Origin of the sequence: uncultured Abiotrophia sp. (genome assembly GCF_938010525.1) — a bacterium.
Classification (GTDB): domain Bacteria; phylum Bacillota; class Bacilli; order Lactobacillales; family Aerococcaceae; genus Abiotrophia.
In genome coordinates this window covers 48,033-60,745 of record NZ_CALLVK010000024.1, presented here as the reverse complement: position 1 = coordinate 60,745, position 12,713 = coordinate 48,033, and the positions used below count along the sequence as shown (strand labels likewise).

The window sequence follows — 12,713 nt, the reverse complement described above, 5'->3', positions numbered from 1 at the left end:
CAAGAATATAAAGAAAATCCCCGTCACTGATTCATTCAGTGACGGGGGTTTTCTGCTATCTAGTGATTGCCATTATTTTGATTCTGTTGTGTATTCTGCATCTGTTGGTTAGACCCTTGATTGGTGGTTGGATTATTAGTGTTTTTACCACTGACATCAATGCCTTCAGAATAATCACCGTTAGCATTCCAGAGTAAGAACTCGTGAATATTGTGCTTGGCTAGGGCATTAATTTGTGCCTGAACCTGTAAGGTGCCGTATTCTTGATAGGTACCTATTGGTTTGCTTGAGTCAGTGAAGTCTTGGATCCATGGGCGGCTGATTACCTTATTTTGGACGTTCTTAAGTACCTGTTCCTCTGAGAACATATATTCATCGACTAACTCATAAGGATGTAAGTCAGGTAGCTCAATTCCAAAGAAGGCTGTACCCCAGTGAGAAGGGTAGATCATACTCGAAATAACATCTAGCTGTTCGGCCATTTTTGCAAAGTCCTGACCAATCCCGGTTGTTTCGGTTTGACCACTAGTAACGGCTGTAATACCGAAGACATCGGCACCAACTTTAACGCCATAAGGCGCAAGTTGTTCTTTGGCGAGTTTCAAGAAGTCAGTAATAGCCGCAACACGGTCTTCACCTTCAATTTTATTGCCACTTGCGGATACATAGTTGCTGTAGTTGCCTTTGTCGAAGCGCAAATCTTCAGCAAAGGTCTCAAAACCTTCTGGAAAGCGGACATAGTCAAACTGAATTTCCTTGAAGCCCATCTTAGCGGCAGCAATGGAAACTTCGATATTGTATTTCCAGACTTCTTCTAGGTAGGGGTTAATAAACTGAGAGCCATTGCCATCCGACCAGATGCTTCCTGTCTCACGTGAGTGGAAGGAGAGTTCTGGGTGTTTTTCCGACATCATGTTATCTTTGAAGGTAACAATACGGGCAATTGGATAAATCTGGTTGGCTTCTAAGGTCTTGAGCGCGGCTTTTAAATCGGCCACTTGGACTATATTTTCTTTAACCATGGCATTATCAGTGTCGATTTGGGTGACAATTTGGCCATAGTCATCCTTGAAGTCGATAACAGCAGCATTAAGTCCGTTGCGCTTCATCATAGCGATGATATTTTGGAACTTGGTCTCGTTGGCGATAATCTCAGGTGAAAGATAGATGCCTTTTACACCGTTTTTAGGATAGGCAATATTTATGCCGCTATCGTAGAATAAAGCCTTAGGTAAATTGGTTGGAGTCACGAGGATACGACCATCTTCAATCTTAATACCCTCATAACGGTTGGTTTTGCCTTGACTCCGCCGATTATTGAAGTCGGCTATCTCATCTGCAGTGTACTTAGCCTGTACCTGAGGGAGCGTCTGATAGGTCGGTTGGGCGGGTTCTTGCTTCTGACATGCGGTCAGAACGAGCATCAAGAGCAGCAAGATAGCGCCGGGTTTGACTGATTTCATGCATTACCTCCTGAAGCTATTTTTTCTGTTCTTTCAACTTAACTAGTTCAACTTTAAGGTTGACTAGATTAGCATTTAGTTTCTCAAAATGGGGCAGAACCTTGTCTAGATTCATAAGATTTGTTGTAGAGAGTGTGTTAACGTTTTTTAAGACATCAAAGAAAGACTGGTAGTTAGATTCTGGATTAGCAATAGACTTGAATGATTGAGATTCCAGGGCCAAATTCGCCGCATAGTCCGTTACATAAGTAGCTAAATCCTGGTCTAATTGATTAATGGCAGTACTGATATTTTGGAATTTGTCAGTGGGAAGATTCTTATTATCAGTTCCCTGACTAAGTTCCTTGAGCATCTCTTGAAGGTGAGTCCGCTTTTTATTGATATCATCAATTCTTGATTTCCGTTCTTGAATGTTTTTCTCAACTTGGCTATCATTTTTGTTGAAAAGCGCCAAATCATTTTGGCCTAAGTCTGTTTCAAAAGCTGCTTGCAAATTCTTTTCTTGTGTTTGAATTTCGGTTAAATCATTGAGAATGGCAGTAGTATCCTCTTGAATTAGACCTACAGCGCGATCTACGCGAGTTAAGGAATTGTCGCAAGCCACAAGAAAAAGGCAACTACAGAGCAAAATCAATAGATATTTGAATCGCTTCATAAAGACTCCTTTACTTTAGTTTTTAGGTGCCACCTAGGTGTTTTCTTCACCATTTTGAGGTATAATAGAACTTATACATCTTTATTATACCAAAAAGAAAACGCATTTAACAAGGAGAACGACATGTTAGTCGCATTGGTTACGATAGTTGGCCTCATAATAGCCGACCAGGGTCTGAAGTTTTGGGTTGTTTCAAATCTTGCGATAGGATCCCAAATTAAGCTTATTCCGGGATATTTCAGTTTAACCTACGTACAAAATAGGGGCGCATCTTGGGGCATCTTACCCGGAGCTCAAGGTCTCTTTATTGCTATTACAGTCTTAGCAGTTACTTTTTTCAGCTATAAGATTTATAAAAAACAAGCTAGCTCTTCCTGGGTCAATTTTGCCTATGGATGTCTAGTAGGCGGAGCATTAGGCAACCTGATTGATCGTCTTGTCAATGGCTATGTTGTTGATATGCTACAAACGGATTTTATTAATTTCCCAATTTTCAATCTTGCGGATTCAGCCTTAACGATTGGTGTTATCATTTTACTTGTACTCGCAAAAGAGCAAGATTTGACTTTATTTTAAAGAATGTCGCAAAGAAGGAGTTGCTTATGACAGCAGAGAAATTTCAATTAAAGGGGCAGGCAGGACGTCTGGATAAGATCTTAACCGACTTAATGCCTGGCGAAAGCCGCTCAACTATTCAAAAGATTATCAAAGACGGCCTTGTAAGGGTAGATGGTCACCATCAAAAAGCCAACTTTAAACTAAAGGGAGATGAATGCCTCCTGGTTGAGCGTCGGAGCCTTATAGTAGAAGAAGACACGCTACCAGAACCTGAGGCAATGGATCTCAATATTGTTTATGAAGACGACGATATCCTAGTCATTAATAAACCAGCAGGACTAGTCGTGCATCCTTCGAAAGGCCATCTACAGGGAACTCTGGTCAATGGCTTACTTCATTACTTGAACGGCAATCTGTCCAGTGGTTCGGATTTATACCGCCCTGGTATCGTACATCGGATTGATAAGGACACTTCTGGCCTCTTAGTAGTGGCTAAACATAATGCCGCTCACCAAGCTTTAGCAGACCAACTAGTCAATCATGATATGCGTCGCTCATATATGGCGCTCGTGCATGGCCATGTCAAAGCTCCGCAAGGTACTATTGAAGCCCCACTGCAAAGAGATCCAGCTAACCGCTTGCGTTGGACGGTTGCTAAAGACGGGAAATATGCTTTAACTCGTTTTCAAGTCTTAAAAAGTTTTGAGAATGCTACTTTATTAGACTTGGAGTTAGAGACAGGTCGGACTCACCAGATTCGTGTCCACCTAGAGTTTATTGGACATCCACTAGTTGGTGACCCAGTTTATCGCAAGGGGCTGGACCATGTCAAAGGATCACTTGTCCATGATATGTCTGGCCAACTACTTCATGCCTATGCACTTAAATTACAACATCCTAGAACAGGTGAGTGGTTAGAATTTAAGGCGCCACTGCCAGGTCATTTTGAGCAAGTTCTAAGTCAGTTAGCTTGAATTTATGACCGGAGTTTCCACAGAAAGGTCGGGTAATCATGAATCCAAATGATAAAATCTTGGATAAAATCCGTAATTTGCTTGAGCTAGCAGAGGACGGTAACCAGGATGAGGAGAGCCAAACAGCTCTCTTGATGGCGCAAAAACTCATGCTTAAGCATAAAATATCCCAACATGAGCTAGATGCTGCCACTAGTCTAGATGTCATTGTCACACGTTCCTTATCTGTGTACAAAACCCTCTTTTGGTGGGAGAAGATATTGGCACGAACTATTGCCGATAATTTTCGCATTATGCTCTATGTACAGAGCACGCGATTGCCTCATCAATCAAAAACTCAGCGCAAGATCGTCTATATGGGATATCAGTCAGACGTAGATTTAGCCTACCATGTCTTTCAACTAGCGACCAACGCCATGAAGTATCATGCTGGACAACACCTTAAATTTCTTAGCCAAGATTTGACCACCTCCCAGAAGCAAAGCCAACGTCGAGCCTATTATCAAGGTTTTATGGATGGCTTAGCAGCAAAATATGAGCGTCAGCGTCAAGTTATGGTAGAGGAAGAAGCGGGCTATTCCTTGGTAATTCAAGTTCCTGAAGAAGTAAGAGAGGCTTTCCGCGCTCAGGTTCAGGGGCATATTGTCTTTAAGCAACCTCATGTCACTGAAGAGGGTTTGGCCTATGAAAGTGGCTATCAACAAGCAAATTCAATGAGTCTTGAGGCTGCTCAGCTAGATTGCGGAGATAATTAGAATTAAATATCAAAAACGTTCGCAAAGAAAAGTAGTTAATCTAAGTGTTAACTACTTTTTTTGTACTTTTAAGATCTCAATCAAACCCATATATTTGTACGAAAAATATAACTAAAGGACTGGTTGCGTTTGCAAAAAAATATTAGAAATTTAATTTTGATGTATCTAATTGAAACCATGTTATAAAGCCTAGACAACTTTAAAGTGGATTTATGAATGTCAATTTATATAGACAAGTAAATATTAATAACTTTTCGATTTAAATGCAATGTTCGTATTTTTGTGTTGATTATATAACTATTCATCTATAGATATGTATAATTAGTTGTCTTAACCTCTATATATAGATGGTGATACGAATATTAGAAACAATATGTGGTATTAATTAACGTTTTTAGATTTACAGAACGTAACCTATTTGTTATAATATCACTGACTGGTTATATAAATGAAATAGTATTTCTAGTGCAATTGTCATAAGGCTGTCTCAATGTATTGATTTATTACTATCTCGGTCGTGTTCTATCACTCATATTTACGATTATAGGGGGTGGAAAATGAGAAATATCAAGTGAAGGTGATAGGTAAAGACGGAAGGTAGTAAAGTAAACTTTTATTTATAAGATAGATTGGAAGTCTGTATCAGAAAGTAATTTATTAAGAATAGGACTATTGGTTAATTAGCAAGTATAAGAAACCTAGACTTAACTAGTCGAACGAATAGCGATTAAGGATTTGGCTACTCATTCTGATTGAAGCAGGGCTTTGCCCCACAAGGGCCGTTGTCATAGAGTGTTCTGTTGCCGTGAGGATGACTTAATCAAGAGGAGGAAGATATATGAAGGAAAATGTTAAATGGGCAAAACTATTTGCCATCTTAATGCTCATCTTCAGTGTTTTATCAGGCCCGTTAGAGGCTTTTGCTCAGGATGTCAGTAGCGCATCCGATGTCGAGGAGCTTGTCTCTTCGTCTGTAAATTCGTCGTCAAATGTTGATGCAAATGAAAATGCTTCATCAGAATCTGAAGAGGAAGCAACCTTCCCCCAAGCACAAGCGCTTAATACTAATATCAATGGCACACCTAAAGCCTTACACAATGCAGTTAGAAGTGCTATTGTTTGGGACTATAACAATGCTCGTGAAGCAACCAAGGATGAAGACGGCAACTACGTCTTAAGAGAAGGAGCGCTTTTCGGTTTTGAAATGCAATTTGACCTATCAGACTATGATTATAACTTGAACAATGGGGATTACTTTGAGTACGAAATTCCAGCACCTCTAACAGTTCAAGCAGGGAGTTTTGACTTGATAGATGGTCCAACCGGCATTGCCGTTGGGGTAGCGGAAGTTACTTCTAATGGCTCTGGTAAAGGTGGTTCAGTTCATATCAGCATTCAAAACTTAGAAAAATACCTTGAAGCAAAAAAAGCTGATAGTGCTTATGGTGTACGGGGAAGTTTCTTTGTGGAGTTTAAATCTGATACAATTACAACTCCAGTTACTATTCGCCTTAAAGAAAAAGGTGTCGCTGCAGGCGTAGATATCATGTTAAAAGTAAACCCACGTGGACCAGTCACTGACAACGGCCCTTACCTAAGCGGTGAGAACTTTAACAAGTTATGGGGGGTTATGATTGAAGACCCTTGGGAATCTGTTGCTCTGGGCACTACAGGTAATTATGTTCACCCTTGGCGTGTTCGTCTTAACGCAAGCCTAGGCAAATATAATAAATATGTTGTTTATGATGAAATTTCCCAGGGTAGTGGGGACATGCAGTTTATCCCTGAAAGCTTCCGTCTCTTGTCGGGTAAAAAGATTAATCAGAACTGGGGTTTAGATGATGGTTATGAATTAGAAGAAGGTAGTGACTACTCTATTAGCTTCAGTGATAACTACACTAAGTTCAAAATGACTATCTTCAACCCATCAGGTAAACCTTTCATTTTGGACTATAAAACAACCGCTCCTGGGGATGGGAGTACCGTAGGGAACGTGATTTCTGTTCAAGGTGATGATAAACCCCTCCCTAATAACGCAGTAAACAATAGCACGAAAGAGGAAGTCCGTCGTCGTAGCAGTTTGACGGAAGGCGGGGCTATTCAATTGAATGTTGCCTACCGTATTGTGATTAATAAGGTAGATGCTGAAACTAAGAAGCCTTTAGCGGGCGCTGTCTTTAAAGTAACTGACCCAGATGGGAATGAATTCCGCTTAGCGCCTACTGGCACGGATGGTTCAACCATTTCTGATAAAATTAAAGATACTTTAGCTGAAAAAGGTACCTTCAAAATTCAAGAAGAGACAGCTCCAGCAGGTTATGAGTTATCCAATGATGTGACTGAAGTAACCGTTACTGAATCGGGTGTAATCCGTACAATTGAGAACAAAAAACGTTCTACAGAGTTTAAGGCTACTAAGGTATGGGCAGGCGACCAAGACGCTACTAAGCGTCCAGCAACTAAGTTCCAACTCAAACGTGATGGAGCTAACTATGGCGATGCTAAAGACGTACCTCAAGCAGGTGGGAAAGTAACTTGGTCCAACTTGCCTTACTACCAAGATGGTAAGACTGATCCATCTGTTTACACAGTAGAAGAAACTGGCCTAGAAGGTACTGGTTATGACGTTGCCTATAGCAACCAAACCGCTACAAGTGCAACTGTAACCAATACTTACCGTACTACCGAGTTCAAAGTAACCAAGGTATGGGCAGGCGACCAAGATGCAAGCAAACGTCCAGCCGTTAAGTTCCAACTCAAACGTGACGGTGCTAACTATGGTGAAGCTAAGGGCGTGCCAAAAGAAGGCGGTTTAGTGACTTGGACTAACTTACCATACTACCAAGATGGTAAGACTGATGCTTCTGTTTACACTGTAGAAGAATTAACTGAAACGCCAAATGGCTATGAAGTTACCTACACTTCTGATGCTAACGGTAGTGTGACCGTTACAAACACCTTCAAGACAACTGGTTTTGTTGCAAGCAAAGTTTGGAAAGGTGATAAGGATCAATCCATTCGCCCTCAAGCTCAATTCCAACTCTACCGTGATGGAGTAGCTTATGGCCAACCACAAGCTGTTCCAACGGTTGATGGACAAGTTGCTTGGACTAATTTACCTTATTATCAAGAAGGTAAGACTGAAGCAAGTGTCTACACTGTTCAAGAATTACAAGCAGTGGATTCTCCGTATGCAGCGACCTATGCAGATCAAACAGCAAACACCGTGACTGTAACCAACACACTTCAAAACAAGACCACTAGCTTTACTGTTGACAAGCAATGGCGTGGGTTTGGCGCTGACATGAAGCGTCCAAATGCTAAGTTCCAATTAAAGCGTGATGGTCAGGCCTTTGGTGAACTCCGTGATGTACCGAAAGAAGATGGGCAAGTAGTTTGGACAGACCTACCACTCTATCAAGATGGCACTACTACGCCAAGTGTCTATACTGTTGATGAGTTAGATCCATCTAACCAAGGTGGCTATGAATGGAAGGTTGAGAATTTAACAGCTTCTTCAGCAACAGTTATTAACTCTCGTAAGCCAGTCGATCAACCACCAACCCCACCAACTCCTTCTGGTAAGCATGAATTACCTAAGACTGGTGAACATGATACATTCTTAACTGGTTTGGCAGGTTTAAGCTTCTTATTGGCGGCAGCATATGTCATCAACCCAGTACGTCGTCGTAACTAAGCGAGTGCGACCAATAGACGCAAACCCTAAATGCGTAAAAACTCAGAGCTTTTGCTCTGAGTTTTTTTATAGTGTGTGATTGTAAAAAAGCTCTCCCAATTGAGGGAGAGACAAATTCTTATAATTGGAAGAAATCAACCAAGTAATGGGCTAAGCCGTCTTGATCATTGGTGTAGGTAGTGATATCGTTAGCGATTGCCTTAAGAGGTTCAATGGCGTTTGCCATGGCTACACCATGGCCGGCATAAGCAATCATAGACAAATCATTATGTTGGTCGCCAAAAGCCATAATATGGGAATTGGGAATATGGTAGAACTGGGCTAAGCGATCAATCCCATAAGCTTTATTGACGCCTTTCTGAACCACTTCCAAAAAGGGAAGGGTGCCGCCCCAAGTGTCAATATCCACCGTATGACCGTATTCTTTTAATAGTAGTTTTTTAATTGGCTCTTGAGTCTCAGCGGTTGAAAAGACGCTAAGTGATGTCGGGCCAAAGGTCAGACTCTCTGGTGTCATCAAGGTTAGATCGTTTGGATCAACTTGGAAGAAGGGACTATCCGGAATATCATAACTAGAAACAAAGACGTAGCCGGGACCTTCAGCACAGACTAAGGAAACACCTAGGTCTCGACTTTGATCCATAATTTTGAGAGCTAATTCCCGTGGGACTTCCGCTTCATAGCGTGCTTGCCAGTTGGGACGACCAGGATAGTGGGCACAAGCTCCATTGAGGTTAAGAATGGGCGCCTGAGGGTCAAGCGCCTTGTAAAACTGTTGACTGTTGCGGTAAGGTCTCCCAGTGGCGATAACGACCAGGTGCCCCATATCACGTACTTTTTGTAGGACTTGAATGGTATAGGGACTTAATTGTGATTGATTATTTAAGGTTGTGCCATCTAAATCAATGGCGATGAGATAGGCTTGCATGGAAATCCTCCTTATCATCTTAGTATAGCCATTTCTGCCTTGGCTTTCAACTCTTAATGACAGGCAAGATACTTGATTTTTCTATTAAATAGCTTACAATGAAGGAGTAATTGCCAAGGAAAGGGGCTTGTGACCATGAGTCAAGAACTAACAGAAAAACTACAGACCCAGATTCAAACCGCTTTGGAAGAAGTGATTGACCCAGAACTGGGAATTGATATCGTCAATCTTGGCTTGGTTTATGAAGTCGATTTAAGCGAAGAAGGGGTCTGTGAAGTTCAGATGACCTTGACCACAATTGGTTGCCCTTTAGCAGACGTTATCATCAATGATGTCAAACAGGCTTTGCTTAAGATTGACCAAATTAAAGAAGTTAAGGTTGAGTTGGTTTGGTATCCAGCTTGGGACCCAAGTCGCATGAGTCGCTATGCCCGTATCGCCTTAGGCGTTAAATTATAGGAGGGATATTATGCGTGAGTTAGCAGATTTACAAGCCGTTGAGGATTTCAAAGCACAAAATCCGGAGGGACTAGTCATTGATGTCCGGTCTCAAGCGGATTATGAAGAAGGTCATATGGAGGGAGCACTTCATCATCCTGAGGAAACTATCTTGACGGATTTAGCTGATAGAGATAAGACGTTGCCAATTGCGGTTTACTGTAACCGAGGTGTTAAGTCACGCCGTGTGGCACAAAGTCTCGAAGCAGCGGGCTTCAGCAATATTTACAACTATACACCTGGCTTAAAAGGTTAAGAAAAGTTTAAAGTCAAAAAAGGTCAGAGAAAACTCTTGACCTTTTTTGACTTTTGGTCTATACTAAGAATGTGCCCAAGATTGGGCTATTATTAAACACTAAAAACACTGACTATTTTTGACCAAACAACTATAAAGGAAGGTGCTAAGATGATTGAAAAAATGACAACAACCATGCAAGAAGCTTTGGGTCAAGCGCAACAGATTGCCATTACCCGGCAACATCAGGAAATTGATATTCCTCATCTCTGGCATGTTCTGATTCAACCTAATGAATTTGCGGCACGTCTCTATGAAGAAATTGGCGTTCCTATGGAAGAATTTCGCCAACTAGTCAACAAGGAGATTGACGCAATCAGTGTCGTATCAGGAAGCAATGTCCAGTATGGCCAAGCCATTAGTCAACGACTTAACCAACTTTTTGCAGTAGCTAATCAGATTGCTAAGGACAATCAGGATGAATATTTATCTACTGAAGTTGTTCTATTGGCACTCTACAAACAAAAGGGCAATCCCTTGACTCAATTCTTGAATCAACATGATATCAGTGAGTCTAAATTAAAAGAACGTATCGATCAATTGAGAGGAGGATCACGCGTGACTTCACAAAACCAAGAAGAAACCTATGAAGCTTTGGCCAAGTATGCCACAAACCTTGTCCAAGCCGTAAGAGAGAATAAACTAGATCCAGTCATCGGACGTGACGAAGAAATTCGGGATGTCATCCGAATCCTATCACGTAAGACCAAGAACAACCCAGTCTTAATCGGGGAACCAGGTGTTGGTAAGACTGCCATTGTGGAAGGGTTAGCCCATCGTATTGTAAGACGCGATGTACCTGAGAACCTCAAAGACAAGGAAATCTACAGCCTTGATATGGGGGCCTTGATTGCCGGAGCCAAGTACCGCGGTGAATTTGAAGAACGTCTCAAGGCCGTTCTTAAGGAAGTGAAACAGTCAGAAGGCAGAATCTTGCTCTTCATTGATGAGATTCACCTGATTGTGGGAGCTGGTAAGACAGATGGCGCTATGGACGCCGGTAACTTGCTCAAACCGATGTTGGCTCGTGGGGAGTTGCACTGTATTGGTGCCACTACCTTAGACGAATACCGCGAGAACATCGAAAAGGATAAGGCCTTGGAACGTCGTTTCCAACGGGTACTAGTTCAAGAGCCAACAGTGGAAGATACTATTTCTATCTTACGGGGACTCAAGGAACGCTTCGAAATCCACCACGGAGTTAACATTCATGACAACGCCTTGGTGGCAGCAGCTATCCTGTCCAACCGCTACATTACCGACCGCTTCTTACCTGATAAGGCCATTGACTTAGTCGACGAAGCATGCGCAACCATTCGGGTGGAAATTAACTCTATGCCGACAGAAATGGACCAAGTCAATCGTCGTCTCATGCAACTTGAAATCGAAGAAGCGGCACTTAAGAAAGAGCACGACGAAGCAAGTAAGAAACGCTTAGAGAACTTACAAGAAGAATTGGCTGATCTACGCGAACAAGCCAACATGCTCAAAATGCGCTGGGAAATCGAAAAAGAAGCTTCAAACAAAATGCGTGACAAGCGCCTTGAGTTAGAAGCGGCTCGCCACCAACTCGAAGAAGCGGAAGCTAGCTACGATTTGGAACAGGCAGCCGTCCTGCGCCATGGTAAGATTCCACAATTAGAGAAGGAGCTAGCAGAACTTGAAGCCAAAGAAACTGTGCCACGTCATGAACGTCTGACCCAAGAATCAGTGACTGACGAAGAAATCGCGCAGGTTGTAGGGCGATTGACAGGAATTCCGGTTAATCGACTGGTGGAAGGTGAACGTGAGAAGTTACTTAAGCTTAGCGACACCCTACATGAACGCGTCATTGGCCAGGACGAGGCAGTTGATAAGGTAGCGGAAGCAGTTTTACGTTCTCGTGCAGGCTTACAAAACCCTAACCGTCCAATCGGTTCCTTCCTCTTCTTAGGACCTACTGGGGTAGGGAAGACAGAGTTAGCCAAAGCCTTAGCAGAAACGCTCTTTGACTCAGAAAGCCATCTGGTCCGGATTGATATGTCCGAGTATATGGAGAAACACAATGTCTCTCGTCTGGTAGGGGCTCCTCCAGGCTATGTAGGTTATGAAGAAGGGGGCCAATTAACAGAGGCTGTGCGACGGACGCCATATACCATCGTCTTATTAGATGAAATTGAAAAGGCCCACCCAGACGTCTTCAATATCCTACTCCAAGTTCTTGACGACGGTCGCTTGACCGACTCTAAAGGACGGACTGTTGACTTCAAGAATACAGTGCTGATTATGACCTCTAATATTGGCTCAAGCCTCTTGTTAGAAGGAGTTGAGGACGATGGTAGCATCAATCCAGAGACAGCAGCTCAAGTCCGTCAACTCTTGCGTCAACACTTCAAGCCAGAGTTCCTCAACCGGATTGACGACACCGTACTCTTTACACCATTGGCACAAAGCCACATGAATAAGATTGTCTTCAAACTCTTGAAGAGTCTGCAAGAACGTTTGGCTTACCAAGATATTAGCCTAGAGCTAGATGATCAAGCAGCCACTTGGTTAGCTCATAATGGCTATGACCCAGTCTACGGGGCACGTCCACTCATGCGCTATATGACGCGTGAATTAGAAACGCCATTAGCTAAGGCTATCATTGCCGGGGACATACAAGCTAACTCGCATGTGATGGTGCACTTAGAAGATGACCACCTGGTCTTTGAATCAAAACCTAATCAAGAATAAGGGCGAGTAAGATGACTAAGTTAACTTAGTCATCTTTTTTAATGTGCAAGGCCTTCTTATTTACTTGACTTTCTTTCTAGCCTAGCGTAAGGTAAAATTAAACATAAAGAGTTAATCTCTCGTGATTTTGACAATCCCAATGACTTATTGCTTGATTAGGATTGCTAGGAGGAGC

The 12,713-nt window shown here is 42.3% G+C and carries 10 protein-coding genes; 7 read left to right on the top strand and 3 right to left on the bottom strand.

Features of this window, described 5'->3' with window-relative positions; genetic code table 11:
• Positions 1 to 59: 59 nt before the first annotated feature.
• Positions 60 to 1,463: a putative glycoside hydrolase gene (locus Q0339_RS08225; protein WP_298078344.1), complete on the bottom strand. Its 1,404-nt coding sequence runs from the start codon at positions 1,461 to 1,463 to the stop codon at positions 60 to 62.
• 16 nt (positions 1,464 to 1,479) lie between these two features.
• On the bottom strand, positions 1,480 to 2,118 hold the full coding sequence (locus Q0339_RS08220; RefSeq protein WP_298078343.1) for a YkyA family protein: 639 nt from the start codon (positions 2,116 to 2,118) through the stop codon (positions 1,480 to 1,482).
• 123 nt (positions 2,119 to 2,241) lie between these two features.
• Between Q0339_RS08220 and lspA the strand changes: the two genes are divergently transcribed.
• The 4 genes from lspA to Q0339_RS08200 all read left to right on the top strand — a co-directional run bounded on the left by lspA (position 2,242) and on the right by Q0339_RS08200 (position 8,102).
• Positions 2,242 to 2,694 (top strand): signal peptidase II, encoded by a 453-nt coding sequence (lspA, locus tag Q0339_RS08215; protein WP_298078341.1) that lies wholly within the window; start codon positions 2,242 to 2,244, stop codon positions 2,692 to 2,694.
• 26 nt (positions 2,695 to 2,720) lie between these two features.
• Positions 2,721 to 3,650 carry an RluA family pseudouridine synthase gene (locus Q0339_RS08210; protein ID WP_298078340.1) on the top strand — a complete coding sequence of 310 codons (930 nt, stop codon included), beginning with the start codon at positions 2,721 to 2,723 and terminating at the stop codon, positions 3,648 to 3,650.
• 38 nt (positions 3,651 to 3,688) lie between these two features.
• A complete protein-coding gene (locus Q0339_RS08205) occupies positions 3,689 to 4,405 on the top strand; it encodes a DUF2786 domain-containing protein (protein WP_298078338.1) in 717 nt (238 codons plus the stop codon).
• Between the two features lie 838 nt (positions 4,406 to 5,243).
• Complete coding sequence (locus Q0339_RS08200) at positions 5,244 to 8,102, top strand: Cna B-type domain-containing protein (protein WP_298078337.1); 2,859 nt, start codon at positions 5,244 to 5,246, stop codon at positions 8,100 to 8,102.
• 118 nt (positions 8,103 to 8,220) lie between these two features.
• Here the strand turns inward: Q0339_RS08200 and Q0339_RS08195 are convergent, their stop codons facing one another.
• Positions 8,221 to 9,030 carry a Cof-type HAD-IIB family hydrolase gene (locus Q0339_RS08195; protein ID WP_298078336.1) on the bottom strand — a complete coding sequence of 270 codons (810 nt, stop codon included), beginning with the start codon at positions 9,028 to 9,030 and terminating at the stop codon, positions 8,221 to 8,223.
• 135 nt (positions 9,031 to 9,165) lie between these two features.
• Between Q0339_RS08195 and Q0339_RS08190 the strand changes: the two genes are divergently transcribed.
• The 3 genes from Q0339_RS08190 to clpB all read left to right on the top strand — a co-directional run bounded on the left by Q0339_RS08190 (position 9,166) and on the right by clpB (position 12,538).
• Positions 9,166 to 9,489 carry a metal-sulfur cluster assembly factor gene (locus tag Q0339_RS08190; RefSeq protein ID WP_070755633.1) on the top strand — a complete coding sequence of 108 codons (324 nt, stop codon included), beginning with the start codon at positions 9,166 to 9,168 and terminating at the stop codon, positions 9,487 to 9,489.
• A 10-nt stretch (positions 9,490 to 9,499) separates the two neighbouring features.
• On the top strand, positions 9,500 to 9,784 hold the full coding sequence (locus tag Q0339_RS08185; RefSeq protein ID WP_291428483.1) for a rhodanese-like domain-containing protein: 285 nt from the start codon (positions 9,500 to 9,502) through the stop codon (positions 9,782 to 9,784).
• Positions 9,785 to 9,934: 150 nt separating this feature from the next.
• Positions 9,935 to 12,538 carry an ATP-dependent chaperone ClpB gene (clpB, locus tag Q0339_RS08180; RefSeq protein ID WP_298078335.1) on the top strand — a complete coding sequence of 868 codons (2,604 nt, stop codon included), beginning with the start codon at positions 9,935 to 9,937 and terminating at the stop codon, positions 12,536 to 12,538.
• Positions 12,539 to 12,713: the final 175 nt, after the last annotated feature.

Coding starts and splice junctions, on each gene's coding strand:
- Q0339_RS08220 (WP_298078343.1), bottom strand. CDS start 2,118: ATGAAGCGATTCAAATATCTATTGATTTTGCTCTGTAGTTGCCTTTTT.
- Q0339_RS08225 (WP_298078344.1), bottom strand. CDS start 1,463: ATGAAATCAGTCAAACCCGGCGCTATCTTGCTGCTCTTGATGCTCGTT.
- Q0339_RS08200 (WP_298078337.1), top strand. CDS start 5,244: ATGAAGGAAAATGTTAAATGGGCAAAACTATTTGCCATCTTAATGCTC.
- Q0339_RS08195 (WP_298078336.1), bottom strand. CDS start 9,030: ATGCAAGCCTATCTCATCGCCATTGATTTAGATGGCACAACCTTAAAT.
- clpB (WP_298078335.1), top strand. CDS start 9,935: ATGATTGAAAAAATGACAACAACCATGCAAGAAGCTTTGGGTCAAGCG.
- Q0339_RS08185 (WP_291428483.1), top strand. CDS start 9,500: ATGCGTGAGTTAGCAGATTTACAAGCCGTTGAGGATTTCAAAGCACAA.
- lspA (WP_298078341.1), top strand. CDS start 2,242: ATGTTAGTCGCATTGGTTACGATAGTTGGCCTCATAATAGCCGACCAG.
- Q0339_RS08205 (WP_298078338.1), top strand. CDS start 3,689: ATGAATCCAAATGATAAAATCTTGGATAAAATCCGTAATTTGCTTGAG.
- Q0339_RS08210 (WP_298078340.1), top strand. CDS start 2,721: ATGACAGCAGAGAAATTTCAATTAAAGGGGCAGGCAGGACGTCTGGAT.
- Q0339_RS08190 (WP_070755633.1), top strand. CDS start 9,166: ATGAGTCAAGAACTAACAGAAAAACTACAGACCCAGATTCAAACCGCT.